This is a genomic window from Streptomyces sp. NPDC046335, from assembly GCF_055587985.1.
The window spans coordinates 240,273-258,240 of the sequence record NZ_JBVJFF010000010.1; the positions used below are offsets into that span (position 1 = coordinate 240,273).

Annotated in this window: 10 protein-coding genes; 4 read left to right on the top strand and 6 right to left on the bottom strand. The window is 71.9% G+C overall.

Annotated features, from left to right (window positions below; genetic code table 11):
• Nucleotides 1-33: 33 nt before the first annotated feature.
• Nucleotides 34-1,095 (bottom strand): MupA/Atu3671 family FMN-dependent luciferase-like monooxygenase, encoded by a 1,062-nt coding sequence (locus ACZ6JY_RS25395; protein ID WP_469199143.1) that lies wholly within the window; start codon nt 1,093-1,095, stop codon nt 34-36.
• Nucleotides 1,096-1,204: 109 nt separating this feature from the next.
• Entirely contained in the window at nt 1,205-7,471 is a 6,267-nt protein-coding gene (locus ACZ6JY_RS25400) for an amino acid adenylation domain-containing protein (protein ID WP_469199145.1), read from the bottom strand.
• A gap of 297 nt (nt 7,472-7,768) precedes the next feature.
• Between ACZ6JY_RS25400 and ACZ6JY_RS25405 the strand changes: the two genes are divergently transcribed.
• A complete protein-coding gene (locus tag ACZ6JY_RS25405) occupies nt 7,769-9,094 on the top strand; it encodes an MFS transporter (RefSeq protein ID WP_469199147.1) in 1,326 nt (441 codons plus the stop codon).
• Nucleotides 9,095-9,144: 50 nt separating this feature from the next.
• Here ACZ6JY_RS25405 and ACZ6JY_RS25410 read toward each other — a convergent pair whose 3' ends face one another.
• From ACZ6JY_RS25410 to ACZ6JY_RS25425, 4 genes are all read right to left on the bottom strand, one after another.
• Nucleotides 9,145-9,780: an amino acid kinase family protein gene (locus ACZ6JY_RS25410; RefSeq protein WP_469199150.1), complete on the bottom strand. Its 636-nt coding sequence runs from the start codon at nt 9,778-9,780 to the stop codon at nt 9,145-9,147.
• 9 nt (nt 9,781-9,789) lie between these two features.
• On the bottom strand, nt 9,790-11,481 hold the full coding sequence (locus ACZ6JY_RS25415) for a carbamoyltransferase N-terminal domain-containing protein (RefSeq protein WP_469199152.1): 1,692 nt from the start codon (nt 11,479-11,481) through the stop codon (nt 9,790-9,792).
• A 59-nt stretch (nt 11,482-11,540) separates the two neighbouring features.
• Complete coding sequence (locus ACZ6JY_RS25420; RefSeq protein WP_469199154.1) at nt 11,541-11,969, bottom strand: GNAT family N-acetyltransferase; 429 nt, start codon at nt 11,967-11,969, stop codon at nt 11,541-11,543.
• 73 nt (nt 11,970-12,042) lie between these two features.
• A complete protein-coding gene (locus ACZ6JY_RS25425; protein ID WP_469199157.1) occupies nt 12,043-12,837 on the bottom strand; it encodes an SDR family NAD(P)-dependent oxidoreductase in 795 nt (264 codons plus the stop codon).
• A gap of 663 nt (nt 12,838-13,500) precedes the next feature.
• Here ACZ6JY_RS25425 and ACZ6JY_RS25430 point away from each other — a divergent pair.
• The 3 genes from ACZ6JY_RS25430 to ACZ6JY_RS25440 all read left to right on the top strand — a co-directional run bounded on the left by ACZ6JY_RS25430 (nt 13,501) and on the right by ACZ6JY_RS25440 (nt 17,962).
• The gene (locus tag ACZ6JY_RS25430) at nt 13,501-14,313 is read left to right on the top strand and encodes a thioesterase II family protein (protein ID WP_469199159.1); all 813 of its coding nucleotides are present in this window, start codon (nt 13,501-13,503) and stop codon (nt 14,311-14,313) included.
• A gap of 120 nt (nt 14,314-14,433) precedes the next feature.
• Nucleotides 14,434-16,125 (top strand): ABC transporter transmembrane domain-containing protein, encoded by a 1,692-nt coding sequence (locus tag ACZ6JY_RS25435; RefSeq protein ID WP_469199161.1) that lies wholly within the window; start codon nt 14,434-14,436, stop codon nt 16,123-16,125.
• Between the two features lie 49 nt (nt 16,126-16,174).
• Complete coding sequence (locus ACZ6JY_RS25440) at nt 16,175-17,962, top strand: ABC transporter ATP-binding protein (protein ID WP_469199163.1); 1,788 nt, start codon at nt 16,175-16,177, stop codon at nt 17,960-17,962.
• Nucleotides 17,963-17,968: the final 6 nt, after the last annotated feature.

Sequence of the window (17,968 nt, forward strand, 5' to 3'; positions counted from 1 at the left end):
GCCCTGTTCCAAGCTTTGTTCGCAGCCTTGTTCTCAGCCCTGCAACCGGTCCTGTACCGACGCTTCCCGCAGCGCGTTCACGTGGCGCAGTCCGTCCAGTACGGTCTTCGTGTCCACCCCGAAGTCGATGAGGCAGGCGATCTCGTCGACGCCGATGGCGCGCAGGCGCTCCACCATGCGGGCCGCGTCGGACACCGTGCCGAAGAGGCCGCGCTCGTCGAAGTAGGAGTCGAAGGACCGGGCGACGATGAAGTCGATGTCCTCTTCTTCGAGGTCATTGACGTCGAAGTCGGGGTCGGCCTCCCTGAACGAGCGGGTGATGAGCTCGATCGAGCTCCTGAGGTACTCCTGGAACGGCTCGCGCACGGTTTCCCGCGCCTCCTCCCGGTCCTCGGCGAGGAAGGTGTGCACCATCACCACGACATGCCCGTTCCAGCCGTCGTGCGTCTCCTGGGCGTGCCGACGGTACTGGGCGATCTTGTCGGCGAGTCCGTCGACGTCCTGGTGCAGCAGATGGGTCAGTACCCCGGCCCGTGCGGTGGCCGCGGCCCGGAAGGTGCCCGCGTCACCGGCGCTGGTCATCCAGACCGGCAGTTCGCGCTGGACCGGGGGCGGGAAGACGCGTACGGACGTGGTCAGGCCGGTGCCGTCCACCACGTCGAGGGCTTCGCCGCGCCAGAGCGCCCGCACCTGTTCGACGCTGTCGGCCATGACGCGCTTGCGCTCCTCGTAGGGTGCCCGGCTGAGCGCGAAGTCGACCGGGTGCCAGCCGGAGGCGAAGGAGACGCCGACCCTGCCTCCCGAGAGGTTGTCGACCACCGCCCACTCCTCGGCGATCCGCGCGGGGTGGTGCAGCGGTGACACCACGCTGCCCGCCCTGATGTCGATGCGCTCCGTGGCCGTGGCCAGCGCCGCGCCCACGACGGCGGGGTTCGGGTAGAGCCCGCCGAAGGCGTGGAAGTGGCGCTCGGGGGTCCACACCGCGCGGAAGCCGTGCCGGTCGGCGAACCGTGCCCCTTCGAGGAGCAGCTCGTACCGTCCGCCGTCCCCGTCCGGCGTGCTGTCGTCGGCGAAGTAGAAGAGACTGAAGTCCATGGCACGCCCTCGTGGTTCGTGGTCCGTCGCATCGAGTGGTCCGTCGTGGCGAGTGGGTCCGTGGTAGCGAGTGGGGCAGTCGTAGCGAGTGGTCCGTCGTAGCGAGTGGTCAGTCCTCCCGGCGCATTCTGCGCAGCGCCGGGCGTGCCTTGCGCGCTTCGGTCAGCCGCTCGGCGAGCCCGGCCACGCACGGGGCGTCGAAGACCGTACTGATCGGCACCTCGGCCCCGAACTCCACTCTGATGCGGCTGATCAGCCGCGTCACGAGCAGCGAGTGACCGCCGAGGTCGAAGAAGCTGTCGTCGATGCCCACCTCGGCGAGCCCGAGGATCTCCGCGTACATCCGGCACAGCGCCTCTTCCCGCGGGGTGCGCGGCGTACGGCTCCCCGCGCTCCGGCCGACGTCGGGCGCGGGCAGCGCGGCGCGGTCGAGCTTGCCGTTCGGGGTGAGCGGGAAGCTGTCCAGGACGACGACGGCGGACGGCACCATGACGTCGGGCAGAAAGGTCCTGGCGCGCCGTGTGACGGACTGTCCCAGGCGTACGTCGACGGGCTCGGAGCACGGCACGTTGACGTAATGTGCCAGGTCGGTGACGAGGTCGGCGCGGTCTCCGTCGGGCAGCGGTGCCGTCCCTGTCCCGGCGCCGCGCGAGGTGGGAGCGAGCTCCGCGTCGAAACACCCGGGGCCACTCGTCTCGGACCAGCGCAGCACCGCACGCCGACCCAACTCCTCTACGGCCAAAGCAAGTTGCTCCGGGTCGACGCCTTCAGGCGGGTCTTCCCCCAGCGTCCGCAGATCCGGTGTCAGCCGGGCGTTGGGAATGCCCGTGACGGCGAGCACGCGTCGTCCCGAGGCGTCCCCTCGTACGAGGTCCCGGATGTCACCCAGCGTCCGGACTTCCGCGCCCCAGCCGAACCGCGCGACCGGGACATCGGCGTCCGGTACGGGTGTCGTACGCAGCACCACGTCGTACCGGTAGCGGGTCAGCTCGTTGTGGTGGCTGCCGCGTTTCAGCCGGATGTCGCAGGACGTGAAACGGTCGGACGAGGCGATGCGGGCGGGGAAGAAGCCCGGGTCGACCAGCAGTTCCCGCTCTCTGGCCAGGCTCCGTTCCGTGGCCCGCAGGTGGGCCGCGCTGCCGGGCTCGGCCCCGGTGCGGCGCAGTGCGACCGCGGAGTGGAAGCACCGCAGGAGCCCCAGGTTCCGCAGGTCGCCGACGAAGAGGGAGCCGCCGGGGGCCAGGGCCGCGGCGGCGTGCCGCAGGACGCGCTCGAAATACTCCCCGCCGGGGAAGTACTGCGCCACCGAGTTGAGGACCACGACGTCGAAGCGGCCGTCCGGGACGCCGGTCATGTCGTCGGCCGACTGGGTCCTCAGGACGACGCGCTCGGCGAGGTCAGGGCGGTCGGCCACCTGCCGCCGCAGCCTCCCGATGACCTCCGGCGAGTGGTCCAGGCCCCAGTACTCCTCGGTGTCGTGGGCGAGCCGGGAGAGCAACAGGCCGCTCCCCACGCCCAGTTCGAGGACGCGAGGGGACCGTCCCGGCGCTCCCGGCGCTCCCAACGCTCCCAGCGCTCCCAGCGCTCCCAGCGCCCGGATGCTCCGGACCGTCTCGTCCCGCCACTGCCGCATCTCGCCCACAGGGATCTCGGTACCGTCGTAACTGCTGCGCCATCCGGTGAAGTCCTCGCCGAACACGGCCCCGTCGTCCGGCGCGGGCACCGCATCGTGGACCTGCCGCCAGTCGGCCGCGGACGCGCCGCCCGCCTCCGTGGGGGGCGCGGTGGCGTCCGGTACGACGTAGGCGACGATCCTGCGGTCGCCCTGCCGGTCTTCCCGTACCGCCACCGCGACGTCCGCGACCCCAGGGTGCCCGGCGAGCACCGCTGTGATCTCTCCCAGTTCGATGCGGTGCCCCCGCACCTTGACCTGGTCGTCCACGCGGCCGAGGAACTCCAGCTCTCCCTCGGCGTTGCGGCGCGCCAGGTCTCCGGTGCGGTACATCCTCGTACCTGGCGGGCCGAAGGGGTCCGCCGTGAACCGTTCGGCCGTCGTGCCCGGCCGGCCGAGGTAGCCGTGGGCCAGGCCCGCGCCCGATACGTAGAGCTCGCCGGCCACGCCGGTCGGCGCGGGCCGCAGCCGCTCGTCCAGCACATGGACGCGGGTGTTCCGGATCGGCGCGCCGATGGGGACCGTGCGCCCCTCGGCCAGGGGGCGGCTCATGGTCGCGCACACCGTGGTCTCGGTCGGCCCGTAGCCGTTGATCAGGGTCCGGCCGGGGGCCCACCGGCGTACCTGTTCGGCGCCGAGCGCCTCCCCCGCGGAGATCAGCGTGCCCACGCCGGACAGCGCGTCGGGTGGCAGGGCGCTCAGCACCGCGGGCGGCAGGGTGGCATGGGTGATGCCGTGCTCCTCGACGACCCGGCTCAGCTCAGGGCCCGGCAGCAGCCTGCGTGCCGGGGCCGACGCGAGGGCGGCCCCCGCGGACAGGGCCAGGGACAGCTCCCAGAAGAAGGCGTCAAAGCTGGGGGAGGCGAATTGCAGCACCCGGTCGGACGGCCGCAGGCCCAGGGCCGTGAGCTGGTGGGCGGCCATGTTGGCGAGCCCGGAGTGGGCGACGACCACACCCTTGGGGCGGCCGGTGGACCCCGACGTGTAGATCACGTACGCGGGGCGTCCGGCGGGCAGGGGTCCGCCCCGCTCCGCGTCCGACAGCTTCGTCGACGGGCAGGCACGCAGCGACTCGACGAGGTGCGGGTCGTCCAGCGGCATCCGGGGCAGCCCATGGGTGAGCCCTGCCGGCAGGACGGCTTCCCGGCACGTCAGCAGCAGCGCGGGCATGGCGTCGCCGAGCACGTGGGCGATGCGTTCCGGCGGGTACTCCGGGTCCACCGGCAAGTAGGCCGCGCCGGTCTTCATCACCGCGAGGACGGCCACGACCAGCTCCGCCGACCTGGTCAGCGCCGCGGCCACCACGGCGCCGGCGCCGATGCCGCGCCCGGCGAGCAGGCGGGCCAGCCGGTTCGCGCGGGTGTCGAGTTCTCCGTACGTGACCCGGTCCTGCTCGAACAGCACCGCGGGCGCGTCCGGTCGGCGCCCGGCTCTCTCCTCGAACAGGTCGAGGAGCGTCGGGGTCGGCGCGGGGCTCGACGTACCGGGGCGCTCGGCGGCCTGAAGGCCCAGGTCACGTAGGCCACGTAAGTCACGCAGGTAGCGCTCCTCGCTCTCGGTCGCCACGTCGAAGTCGGCGAGGGGCAGGTCCGGGGTGTCGGCAGCCGTCTTCAGCACGCGATGGAGCCGTGTCAGGAAGTCCCGCGCGGTCCGGGCGGTGAAGAGGTCCGCGGAGAATTCGAGGGTCCCCCGCAGGCCGCCGGGCGCGCCGTCCTCCGTCCGCAGCTCGGTGACCGAGAGCCCGAGGTCGAACTTGGCGGTGCCCACCGCGACCGGCTCGGGGCGCGGCTCCGCCTCACCGAAGTCCCATACGGCCTCGGCGGCGTTCTGGAAGGCCAGCAAGACCTGGAAGAGCGGCTGGCGCCCCGCGACGCGTGCCGGATTGAGCGCTTCGACGAGGCGGTCGAACGGCAGGTCCTGATGCTCGGCCGCCGCGAGGTCGGTCTCCCTGACCCGGGCGAGGAGGTCGCGGAACGCCGGGTTGCCGGAGGTGTCGGTCCGCAGGACCAGGGTGTTGGCGAAGAAGCCGACCAGGTCGTCGAGGGCCGGGTCGGCGCGGCCCGCCGTCACCGCGCCGATGGGCAGGTCCTCGCCGGCCCCCAGGCGCGTGAGGAGGACGGCGAGGGCCGCGTGCACCACCATGAAGAGGGTGCATTCGTGCGCACGGGCCAGGGCGAGCAGGCCACCGTGCAGTTCCGCGTCGCACGTGAAGGCCGTGGTCGCGCCCGGGCGGGCGGGCGAGGCGGTGCGGGGCCCGTCGGCCGGCAGGTTCAGGGCCTCGGGCATCCCGTCGAGCACCTTGGTCCAGTAGGTGAGTTGCTGGTTCAGGAGGCTGTCCGGATCGTCCTGGCGGCCCAGGAGGTCTTCCTGCCACTGGCTGTAGTCGGCGTACTGGACGGGGAGTTCGGGCCACGGGGGCCGGTCGCCGGTGCGGCGTGCGCGGTAGGCCATGGCCAGGTCGCGGGCCAGGGGCCGCAGCGACCAGCCGTCGCTGGTGATGTGGTGCATCACGAGGAGGAGTACGTACGTGTCGGGGCCGGTCGTGAACAGGGCGGCGCGGTAAGGTGGTTCGGCCGCGAGGTCGAAGGGGGCCCGTACCGTGTCGCGCAGCGCGTCGGCCAGCTCCTCCTCCGCCAGCGGACGCACGGGGAGGGCGGGGCGGCCCGCGTCCGGGGTGAGGATGTGCTGGTGGGGTTCGCCGTCGCGGTCGGGGAAGACCGTGCGCAGCGCCTCGTGGCGGGCGACGACGTCCGCCAGGGCGGACCGCAGTGCTTCCGTGTCCAGTGCGCCGGTGAACCGGAACGCCACGTGCTCGTTGTAGGTCGGGTTGGGCCCTTCCAGCCGGTCCAGGAACCACAGCCGCCGCTGGGCCGCGGAGAGAGGCAGCGGCTCCGGGCGGGTGCGGCGGCGCAGCACGGGCCGGGTCGGCCGCCGGGCGCCGGTCCGCCGGGCAAGGTCCATGGGTGTCGGGGCCTCGAACACGTCGCGGACGGTCAGCTCCGTGCCCTCCCGGGCGCGGATGCGGCCGACGAGCCGCATGGCCAGGAGCGAGTGACCGCCGGCCGCGAAGAAGTCGCTGTCGGCGTACACGCGGTCCACGCCGAGCACCTCGGCGAACAGCGCGCACAAGGCTTCCTCGGACGCCGACGCGGGTGCACGCCCCCGGCCCGCGCGGGCCGGGGCGGGAGCCGGCAGCGCCGACCGGTCCGTCTTGCCGTTCGGTGTCATGGGGAAGGCGTCGAGGGGCACGACGGCGGACGGCACCATGGGTGCGGGCAGGCGGGCGGCACAGTGCGCGAGCAGTTCCGCGGGGTCCACGGCGTCCTGGCCCGCGGTCGTGACGTACGCGACGAGCCGCCGGTCGTCGGCCCTGTCCTCCCGTACGACGACGACGGCCCTGGCGACCGAGGGGTGTCCGGAAAGGACCCCTTCGATCTCGCCCGGTTCGATCCGGTGGCCGCGCAGTTTCACCTGGTCGTCCGATCTGCCGAGGTACTCCAGCTCACCACCGGGCAGGTGGCGCACCAGATCGCCGGTCCGGTACATGCGGGTCCCGGCCGGGCCCGTGGGGTCCGCGACGAACCGCTCGGCGGTCATGCCCGGCCGCCCGGCATAGCCCTGCGCGACGCCCGCTCCGGAGAGGTAGAGCTCCCCGGTCTCCCCCTCCGCCACGGGCCGCAGTGCGCTGTCGAGTACGTACGTCTTCACTCCCGGCAGCGGTGATCCGATGTGCGGTGCCGGGCCCGTGATCCGGGCCGCGGTCGAGTCCACGGTGCATTCGGTCAGGCCGTACAGGTTGACGGCGGTGACCCGGCCCTGGTCGGCGAGGTCCACCAGGTCCGTCCAGAGGGCGGCGGGCACGGGTTCGCCGCCGAGGAACAGGCGCAGCGGTCCGGCGCTGTCGGCGGCCCGGGTGACGTGGGGACGCAGGAGCTCCCAGTGCGAGGGCGTCGCGTCGAGATCGGTGACGCGTTGGGCACGGAGGAAACCGGCGAACAGCGCGGGGTCGGCGCGCAGTTCGCCGGTGGGCAGGATCAGGGTGTCGCCGCGGCAGACCCTGGTCCACTGCTGGAGCGAGGCGTCGAAACCGAGCCCGGCGTTCCAGGCCACCCGGGCGGGCGCCGGGGGGTAGACACCGGCCTGTTCCAGGGCCCGCATCAGATGGGCGATGCCGCGCCGGGTGACGACGACGCCCTTGGGCAGGCCCGTGGTGCCCGAGGTGTGGATGACGTACGCCGGGCTCTGGCCGGGGACGGGGACGGGGAGCGCGGGCAGTGGGGCGGCCGTGTCGACGGACGGGCACTCGTGGCCGGGCCCGATGTCCGGTACCTCCAAGGTCATGGAACCGGGGAAGCGCCGTCCTTCGGGCGAGCCGGCGGTGAGTATCAGCCGGGCTCCGGCGTCCCGGGCCAGGAAGCGCAACCGCTCGTCGGGGTGGGCGGGATCGAGCGGCACATAGGCCGCGCCCACGTGCCATACGGCGAGCATCGCGGCGACCAGGTCGGCGCACCGCGGCAGGCAGAGCGCCACCGCCGCTCCCGGCCCGGCCCCGGAGGCGGACAGGGCCGCCGCGATCTGTTCCACGCGGGTCCGCAACGCACGGAAGTCCAGCGACTCCGAGGGCGTGGACAGCGCGACGCGACGCGGGTGGCGTGCCACCGTCGCGGAGAATCGCTTCAGGAGATCGATCTCGCCACTGTCCACAAAGGCTCCTTGAACTGAAGCGGGAAAGCTGAGAGGTTCGCGACCGACCGCGGTCCGCGTGATTCAGTGGCCGACGGCTTTCGGTCGCCGGGTTCGCCGGGTTCGCAAGGTTCGCCGGGTTCGCAGGGTGAGGAAGCGGGAGCACGAGAGAGTCGCGGGTATGGGACCGGCTCGCCAACTGGCCGGGCGGCACGGCATGTTAACAAGTCCACATTCCAACGGCACCTGTCGAAAGGCCACCGAGCCATGAATAATCCGGGGCCCGCCGACGACCGAAAGGCGGAGCCGAATACGGGAATGTCCGGGGCCGGGCAGGCCAAGGGGTTCTGGGGCCTGCTCGCCCGGCGCGACTTCCGCCTGCTGCTGATCGGCGAGACGACCAGCAGGCTCGGCACCAGCGTCACCTCGGTCCTGCTGCCGCTCGTGGCCGTCAGCACGCTCGACGCCTCCCCTTTCACGGTCGGCTTGCTGACCGCCGCTCCCTGGCTGCCCTGGCTCGTCATCGGGCTGCCCGCGGGCGCCTGGGTCGACCGCCTGCCCTGCCGCCCGGTGATGCTCGTCTGCAATCTGGTCTCCGCCGCGCTGTTCGCCAGTGTGCCGCTGTCGTGGTGGCTCGGTGCGCTGGGCATCGGGCAGCTCCTCCTGGTGGCGCTCCTGACGGGAGCGGCGTCCGTCTTCTTCTCCACCGCCTACTCCGCGTACCTGCCGTCCCTGGTCGCCCCGGCCGAACTCCTTGAGGGCAACGCGAAGTTGCAGGTCAGCGACCAGGCCACCCGGGTGGCCGGGCCCGGCCTCGGCGGGTTCCTCGCCCAGGCCGTCGGCAGTGTGCCGGGGCTGCTCCTCGATGTCGTGTCCTTTCTGGTCTCCTCCCTGTGCCTCCTGCGCATCCGGGCCGCCGAGCGGCGTCCCGCCCCGCGCCGTCGGCGCCTGCGGCAGGAGATCGCCGACGGCCTCCGCTTCGTCGCGGGCGACCGGTACGTCCGCCCGATCACCGTCCTCGGTGCGTCACTGAACCTGGCGCTCGCCGCCTACCAGGCCGTCCACGTCGTCTTCCTCGTCCGCACGGTGCGGGCCGAGCCGGGTCTCGTCGGGGTCCTGATCTCCTTCGGCGGCCTGGGCGGTGTGCTGGGAGGGCTCGCCGCCGGGGGTCTCGCGCGCCGCTTCGGCTCGGCTCGTGCGCTGCTGCGCATCCAGTTGGCGGCGGCTCCCTTCGCACTGCTCATCCCCCTGGCGGACCCGGGACCGCGGCTCGCCCTGTTCGTGGTGGGGTCCACCGTGGTGCTGGCGGGCGTCGTGGCCTGCAACGTCATCATCGTCAGCTTCCGGCAGGCCTACTGTCCCTCCGACATGCTGGGCCGCGTCACCGCGACCACGCTGGTGCTGAACTACAGCACCATTCCGCTCGGTGCGGTCATCGGCGGAGCGGTGAACACCCTGCTGGGGTCGCGCGCGACCATGTGGATCGTCGTCGTCTCCCTGATCGTCGCGAACGCTCCTCTTCTGGGTTCCGCCCTCCGCCGCCTACGGGACCTCCCCGCCGCGGCACCCGGGGCCGGGGACGTGACAGCGGCGGACGGCCGGTCTACGGGCGCGCGTACGGGAGACCAGCACGGCGCCTCGTGACGGCCTTCCCGCTGCCCGGGTCCGGGTGTCGGCGCGTCCCTGTGCCGTTCTCAGCCGAGGCGGTGGAGATGCCTCAGCACGGCGTGCGGCACGGACATGTCGACGACGCCCGCTCCCACCGCATTCACCTCCCCGGCTGCGGCCGGCAGCACCAGGGTGCCGTGCAGCGCGGCGGCGAGAGCGGCGCCCACCGGTGCCGCCGCCAGGTGGTGGATGCCGTCGTCCTTCCCGTACGCGATGCTCGACACCACCGGGATGCGGCCACTGTCGAGATACACCCGGAGCACCCCCGGATCGACCACCACGTCCGTCCCGTTGCGGACGACCAGAGTGCGGCCGTCCTCGCCCGTCATGCCGACCGCCAGCGTGGTGTGGTCGTTGAGACTCCCGACCAGCCCCCGCTGCACGTACCCGGCGACATGGCCCCGCAGCGCCGCCGGGTCGTGGTCCGACCACGCCGGTACGTGCGGTCCGCCGTCGTGCACCACGACGGTCCGCACGCCGCTGTACCGCAGGAACCCGATGTCCGCGCAGAACGCCTGCCTCAGTTTCTCGTCCGCGAGCACGTGGTCGCCGGCCACCACGACCACGGTCCGGCCGTGCAGCTCCCTGAGCCGCGGCAGGGCGGCGACGAGGAGTTCGGCCGTGCCGAGTCCGGCCGGGTCGGAGTGCGCCTCCTGTCTCACCGCCTCGGCTCAGCCGTCGGCCCGCCGGTACAGCGTCCCGTCGCTCCAGATCCGGGAGACCCTGCCCCACCGGGCGGCGGACGCCACGTCGGGGAAGAAGCCGTGCCCGTTGAGGTTGGCGCTGGTGTTGCAGAGCACGGGGACGCCGCTGAGCCGGTGGTAGGCGGACAGCACGGTGAAGAGCAGCTCGTCGTCGCCCTCGCCGACCGTCTGGAGCCGCGCGGTGCCGTCGAGGTGGATGACCGCGGGGATGCGGTCGACCCAGTCGGCCCGCACCTCGTGGTCGAAGAGCATGTGGGGGTCGGGCGTACCGGGCGAGAAGATCTCCGGCGCCTCGGCCTCCAGGCAGATGGGGGCGACCGGCCGGTACGGCTCCCGGTCCTTGACCCGGTTCAGCTCGTCCTTCATCGACGCGCTGACGGGGGCGGCCAGGATGCTGCGGCCGCCGAGGGCGCGGGGGCCGAGTTCGGCGCGCCCGTGCAGGACCACCACCGGCTCCCCCGACTCGTGGAGGATGCGGGCGAGCTCCTCGGGCGTGCAGTCCGTCGTCGACCAGCCGTCGGGCAGCTCGGGGGACGGGGCCAGCGCCGGGCCGAGGCGGGGGTTCCAGTCGAGCGGCGCCAGGCCGTCGCGCTGCGCCCTGCCGAGTACGGCCGCCCCGATGGCGGACCCCGAGTCGTTGGGGAACGGCGGCACCCATACGTCGCGGAAGTCCGGCGCCTCGCGCAGCGCGCTGTTCCACTTGATGTTCAGCGCGCAGCCGCCGGCGAAGCACAGGTTCCAGGGGCCTTCGCCCTTGACGGCCCGTACCTTGGCGGTGATCCGTTCGACGAGGAGCTCCTCGAAGAAGGCGTGCACGCCCGCCAGGACGTCCTCGTCGCTGACGCCCTGGGGCGACACCCGGTCACGGACCGCGGAGAAGAACTCGTGGATCGGGGGCACGGACCGCTCGAAGAGGCTGCCGTACCCGCCGACCGTCGCGCGGTACTCCACGGCGGCCGGTTCCTCGCTCTCGAAGACCCGGTGGAACTCCTCGCGCAGCACGGTCAGTACGCCCTCGTCCGGCCGGCCGAGCGCGATGTACGCCATGAGCTTGCCTGCGACCGAGAGGTCGTCGACGGTGGGTGACTGGACGGCCTTGCGGAAGGGCCCGAAGTGGTGCCCCGCGATGGCGTACGCGTGGCCGATGACGGGGAACAGCTCGCCGAGGTTCCGCACCCCCTCGCGCGGGTCGGCCCAGTAGAGGCGGGGGAAGAGCCCGCCGTCCCAGACGAGGACGAAGGAGGGCTCGTCGCGCCGGGCGAAGGGACTGGAGACGTAGGCGCTCGCCACGTGCCCCGCCGCGTGCGGGTAGCTGGTGTACGGGTGGGTCCCGCCGTCCATCGGGAACGTGCCCGAGACGCTGGGCGCGTCGAGCGCCGGGCAGGCCGCCGACTCCCGGTAGGGACCCACCACGACCTCGGTCGGTGTCCCCTGGTCCAGCAGGGAGACGGTGCCGGACACATCGCCGTCCCAGCCGTCGATGACCCATTGGTCCACGTCCTCCGGCTTATAGCCGAAGTCGGAGAGGATTCCGGGGATCAGGCTGAAGTCGGCGACCGTGCTGTAGCGCAGGCCGTTTCCCAGCTTCTCCATCTCGACGCTGAAAACGAGGCGGTCGTCGTCGAGCAGGGCGACGGCACCGTCATGCGTGAGTTTCAACCCGCAGATTATCAACTGTGTCACTCCTTGGTCTGCTTGAGCAAGCACACGGACGTGCTTCAGTCCCCCGACTGCTCGGAGGCGAGTCTCAACTGATAGAGGCTGGATCTCCGGCCGGGACGGAAAAGAGTGCGCCATTCCTGACGGGTCTCGCTCACCGGGACTTTCGAGAACCCCAGCTTCCCGAACCATTCCCCGCCACAACGGGTAAGGGCCAGCAGAGAGTAATACCCTTGTTCCCTGCCGATAGTCGCGGCGACGCCGACCAAATGGCGGCCGATTCCCCGGCCCTGCCAGTCGTCCGCAATGCACAGGTTGTAGACGACGAGGCTCCGGCCGGCCGGCGCCATCCCAGCACAGCCGACCAGCCGGTCCCCTTCGCAGGCGACCACGAATTCCTGTGTCTTCGCGGCCAGTTCGGCCGAGGGGCGGGCTATCAGCAGCCCCTCCTCGACGAAGGGCGCGGAGAGCCGGGAGATCTGCTCCACGTCGTCCGGACGCGCGGGTCTTGCGACGAGGCCGTCCCGCGCGCTCAGGCGCCGGGAGTGGGCCCGCACAGACTCACGCGTCATCCGCGCCGCCCGGTGGGGCGGAAGGCCCGCCGGCGAAGCCGAGCCCGAAGGGCTGCTCGGACGGCATCAGCTCGATCATGTTGACGTTGACGTGAGCGGGCCGCGACAGGCACCACTCCACCGCCTCGGCCACGTCGTCGGCGGTGAGCGGCTCCAGACCCTCGTAGAGCGCGTCGGCGCGGTCCTCGTCCCCGTCGTAGCGGACCTTGGCGAACTCGGTCTTCGCCATCCCCGGCGCCACACAGCTCACCCTGACACCGGTGCCCTGGAGGTCGACACGCATGTTCAGGGACAGCTGGTGCACGAACGCCTTGGTGGCGGCGTAGACATTGCCGCCCATGTACGGGTAACTCGCCGCTATGGAGCCGATGTTCACCACGTGCCCGGACCCGCGGTCGATCAGGCGGGGCAGCACGAGGCCGCTGACGTTGAGCAGTCCGGTGATGTTCGTGTCGACCATGTCGCGCCAGGCATCGTCGCTGCCGTGCTGGAGGGGGCCGAATCCCCTGGACAGGCCCGCGTTGTTGACGAGCACCGAGATGTCACGGAAGTCCGGGGGCAGATCGTCGAGGGCCCGCGCCAGGGAGTCCCGGTCGCGGACGTCGGCGACCACCGGAAGAATCGATCCTCTGGAGTCCTGTTCCGCCAGGACCTTCAGCCGGTCCGCCCTGCGGGCCAGTGCGACCACCAAGTAACCCTGCCGGGACAATACTTGTGCAATTCTCTCGCCGAATCCCGACGATGCACCAGAAATCACGGCTACGCCACGTTCGTCCTGCGCCATGCACACATCCCCTCGACCCCGTCGCGCTGTATCGCCACGAAGACTTCATGCGCTCACCCCGCACCCCGGTCGGGGACAGGGTTCTGGACACTTGTTCGGCCGCAATGGGGTCTCCGTGCGCGCCGGTCGGCCGGAGGTACTCCTCCTTACGTCGCACTACCCCCGCCGGCAAGTTCCAGGTCGGCTCGGCCTCTGACCCGTAATTCCTGGCCAGTGAAGCACGTGCCGACACGGCCCAACCATGTGACGTACAGCACAGTTCACGGGCCTTGATGGACAGTCACTGAACGGGAGCATCTTCCTGTTCGGCCTGGACATGGACACAACGGACGGGCCGATATTTGCCTCCTGCCATTCCAAGTCCATTTCGTGGTAGGAATGTTGACGATGGGGGCAGGAAGCATGCGCAATGAGGATTCGCGCCGCACCCGCGGAGCAGCGTCCGCCGACCCTTCCGTCGACTTCCGATACCGCGTCCGCCGTTGATGTCATGTCCGGCCGCCGAGCACGGACCGTCCCCCACCTCTGAACGTCACCTTCGACCGGCAAGGGAAACAGCGTGTCTGCCATTCAGAAGCGTCACACTCGCATGCCGGTCGCGGCCAGGCCCCCGGCGAACCGGCGGTGCCCCGCCGGGCTCCTCTCCGCGCGGACCGAACGCACGTGGTTCTGAACCCCGCCCCCGTGACCGTCTCCCCGGCGCCGACGACGGGCCGTCCCCACGGCCTGCCGTTCGTGGAGTGGAACCCGCCACGCACCGCGAAGGCCCTGCTGGTGTGCCTGCCCCACGCGGGCTCCGGCGCCTTCCAGTTCCGCCCGTGGCAGGAACTGCTCGGCCCCGACGTGGCGTTGCTGGCCGTGCAGCTGCCGGGCCGCGAGAACCGGTGGCGCGAGGAACCCGCGACCGGCATGGCGCAGGTGCTCGACGAACTGGTCCCGGCGCTCGCCGCCCGACTCGACCTGCCCTACGTCGTCTTCGGCCACAGCATGGGGGCCCTGGTCGGGTACGAACTCGCCCGCGCACTCGGCCGTGACCACGGCCGGTGGCCGCTCGGATTCGTGGCATCGGCCTCCCGGGCACCGGACGAGCAGGGAGAGCCCTCCGGCACTCCCCGGCTGACCGATCAGGAGCTCGTCGCCGAACTGGTCGCGGCCGGCGCCGTACCCGAGGCGGCGGCGGCCAACAGCCGGCTGGCCGCGGCGGTGGTGCGACCGCTGCGCGGAGACAGCGCCATCTGCGACTCCTACACTCCGCCCGAGAAGGACACGCTCCTGCCCTGCCCGCTCAGCGCGTGGCGGGGCAGGGACGACGAAGGCGTCACGGACGACCACATCCGCCGGTGGTCCGAGTGGTCCGCCGGACCCGGCACCGTACGGACCTTCCCCGGAGACCACTTCTACCACCTCGCCGACCCCCACCCGGTGACCGCGGCACTTCGGACGTTCATCGCGAGTCGACTGCCGTCACGCAGCTGACCGGGAGGCCCCGGACGTCCCCCACCACAGACGCACCGAGCACCACCGACCGCAGAGCACCACTCCGTCCCCTGACCGCCCCGGCCGGCCCGGGGTGCGACAACCCCGAAGGAATCCGCATTGCCAAGCAATAATCCGCTGCCCGAGCTGGGAGATCCCGATCTCCGCTCGCCCAGGAGCTATCTCCGATGGCTCATCGGCAGGCAGTCGAGCACGCTCACCCTCGGGGTGTTCTGGGGCTGCCTGTGGATGGCCAGCATGGGCCTGACGCCCTTCGCCATCGGCCGGGCCATCGACGCCATCTCGGACAAGGACACCGACCGGCTGCTGGCCTGGACCGGCGTCATCATCGGCCTGGCCCTGGTGACCACCGTCGGCAGCGTGCTGCGGCACCGCTGCGACACCATCGGCCGGCTCAAGGCGAACTACCTGACGTTCCGCCTCGTGGCCGCCAAGGCCGTACGGCTCGGCGCCACGCTGCCCAAGCGGATCTCCACGGGCGAGGTCGTCGCCATCGGCACGGCGGACATCTCCCGCATCGGAGCGCTGCCCGGGGCCGTCGCCCGTGGCATCGGCAGCGCGGTCACCGTCGTACTCGTCGCCGTGGTCCTGCTCTCCACGTCGGTCAGCCTCGGCCTGCTCGTGCTCATCGGCGTCCCCGTCCTGCTCGCGGTCACGGGACCGCTGCTCAGCCCCCTGCACAAGCGGATCGGCGACTACCGCGACCTCCAGGGCGACCTGACGAACCGGGCCGGCGACATCGTGTCCGGTCTGCGCGTCCTGCGCGGCATCGGCGGCGAGGCCGCCTTCGGCGAGCGCTACCGCAAGGACTCCCAGCGGGTGCGGCACGCCGGCGTCCGGGTGGCGAAGGTCGAATCCGTGCTGCCCGCCGCCGAGGTGCTGCTGCCCGGGATCTTCGTGGTGGCGGTCGTCTGGATCGGCGCCCGTCAAGCCGTCGACGGCGGCCTCTCGGCCGGTGAACTCGTCGCGGCCTACGGATACGCCGCGTTCCTCATGCTGCCGATGCGCACGGCGACCTCGGCGGTGCAGTCGTTCGTCGGCGCCGACGTGGCGGCCAAGCGGGTCGTGCGGGTCCTGGCCCTGGAGCCCGACCCCACCGCCGACACCGCGCGGGCCGGCCTCTCCGAGGCCCCCGACCTGTACGACGCGGCATCGGGGCTGCGGGTCAGGCCCGGCCTCATGACCGCGATCGCCGCGTCCACCCCGGAGGAGGGCGCCGAGATCGCCGAACGGCTCGGGCGGTACGCACCGGGCGAGGTGACCGTCGGCGGCGTACCGCTGGAGACCCTGCCGCTGGAACAGGTGCGCGACCTCATCCTGGTCGCCCGCAACGACGACGCCCTCTTCTCCGGAGTCCTCGCCGACGATCTGGGCGGACGCTCGGACCAGGTACGCGCGCAGGCCCTGCACGACGCCAACGCCGAGGACATCATCGAGGCCCTGCCCGACGGCCTGGACACCGTCGTCAGCGAAGGGGGCTCCACCTTCTCGGGCGGCCAGCAGCAGCGGCTGCGGCTGGCCCGCGCCCTGGCAGCGCGGCCCCAGGTGCTCGTCCTCGTCGACCCGACCAGTGCCGTGGACGCGCACACCGAGTCGGTCATCGCCGAACGGCTCCACACGTCGAGGTCGGAGCTGACCACCGTCGTCGTCAGCAACAGCCCGCTGCTGCTCGACAGGGCCGACGAGGTCGCCTACGTGGAGGACGGCAAGGTCGTCGCGACCGGCACACACCGGGAGCTCGCCTCCGGCACGTCCCCGTACGCCGCCGTCGTCATGCGGGAGGAGACGTGACCGTCACCGTCCCCGCCCCTTTTGACAGCCGCCCTCAGAGGAGTGCCCAGTGAGTCTTCCGGTAGCCGACGCGCAGACGGTCCGCCGTCACGTACGAGGGCTAGTGCGCAGCCACACCGGTCTGCTGACGCGCACCGTGCTCTGGTTCGTCCTCGCCACGGTCTGCGGCCTGGTCGTGCCCGCGCTGCTCGGCGATCTCGTCGAGCAGGTGGAGAAGGGCATCACCACCACCCGCGTGGACGTCACCGTGCTGGTGATCGCGGGACTCCTGCTGCTCCAGGGCGTGTTCACCCGCACCGCGCGCCTCGAAGGGGCGCGGCTCGGCGAGATGGTCCTGGCCGACATCCGCGAGGGGTTCATCCGGCGCGTCCTGACCCTTCCCCTGCACACCGTGGAGAAGGCCGGAGCCGGTGACCTGCTGACCCGCAGCACCCGCGACGTGGACTCGCTCTCCCAGGCCGTGCGCATGGGGGCGCCGTCGATCCTGGTGGCGAGCCTGTCGGTGGCGCTGACGCTGGTGGCTCTGATCGTGACCAGCCCGATCATGGTCCTGCCGTGTCTCGTCGCCGTCCCGGTCATCCTCTGGTCGACCCGCTGGTACCTGGCGCGGGCCCGTGAGGCGTACCTGGCAGAAGCGGCCGGCTACTCCGACCTCACCCAGGGACTGAACGAGACGGTGAGCGGTGCCCGCACCGTGGAGTCGCTGCGCCGCTCGGGTCCGCGCGTGCGCCGCACGGACGAGGACGTCGTACGGGCGAACGGCGCGGAGCGGCGCACGCTGTTCCTGCGCAGCGTCTGGTTCCCGCTGATGGACTTCGGCTACATCCTGCCGGTCGCCGCCACCCTGCTGTTCGGCGGCCTCTTCTACATCGAGGGCTGGGTGAGCCTCGGCGAGGTGACCGCCGCGGCGCTGTACACCCGGGCCGTGATCGACCCGCTGGACGAACTCCTCGGCTGGCTGGACGAGTTGCAGGTAGGCGACGCCTCGCTGGCCCGCCTCATCGGCGTCGGGAAGGGTGCCGACAAGGAGAGCGGCTCCGGCCCGCGGCCCGAGGGCGACCGGCTCACCGCGGACGGCATCAGCTACGCCTACCGCCCCGGCCACGACGTGATCGAGAACGTCAGCCTGAGCACCGGCGCGGGTGAGCGGGTCGCCGTCGTCGGCCCGTCGGGGGCAGGCAAGTCCACCCTCGGCCGCATCCTCGCGGGTATCCACGAGCCACGTACCGGATCGGTGACGCTGGGCGGAGTGCCCGTGCACGAACTGCCGTTGGAGGAGCTGCGCCGGCACGTCGCGCTGGTCACCCAGGAACACCATGTCTTCCTCGGCACCGTGCGCGAGAACGTCGCGCTGGCCGCGCCGGACGCCACCGACGAGCAGGTGATGGCGGCTCTGTCGGCCGTCGCCGCCGAGGAGTGGGTCCGGGCACTGCCGGACGGCATCGACACCGAGCTGGGCACCGACGACGTCCCGGTCTCGCCCGGCCAGGCACAGCAACTGGCCCTGGCCCGCCTCGTCCTGGCCGACCCGCACACCCTGGTGCTTGACGAGGCCACGTCGCTGCTCGACCCGCGGGCCGCGCGCGACCTGGAGCGTTCGCTCGCCGGGGTGCTGCGCGGACGCACCGTCATCGCCATCGCCCACCGGCTGCACACCGCCCACGACGCGGACCGTGTCGTGGTGATGGAGGGCGGCCGCATCACCGAGCAGGGACCGCACGACGAGCTGGTCTCGGCGGGCGGTGCCTACGCCGGACTCTGGGAGTCCTGGCACGGGCGCGGCCCCTCGGCCCCTTCGCCTTCCGCCGCCCCTTCGAGCCCCTTGGACAAGCCCTAACACTGA

Excerpts from the sequence above, each read along its gene's own strand:
- ACZ6JY_RS25395 (WP_469199143.1), bottom strand. The coding sequence starts at position 1,095 with ATGGACTTCAGTCTCTTCTACTTCGCCGACGACAGCACGCCGGACGGG.
- ACZ6JY_RS25405 (WP_469199147.1), top strand. The coding sequence starts at position 7,769 with ATGTCCGGGGCCGGGCAGGCCAAGGGGTTCTGGGGCCTGCTCGCCCGG.
- ACZ6JY_RS25425 (WP_469199157.1), bottom strand. The coding sequence starts at position 12,837 with ATGGCGCAGGACGAACGTGGCGTAGCCGTGATTTCTGGTGCATCGTCG.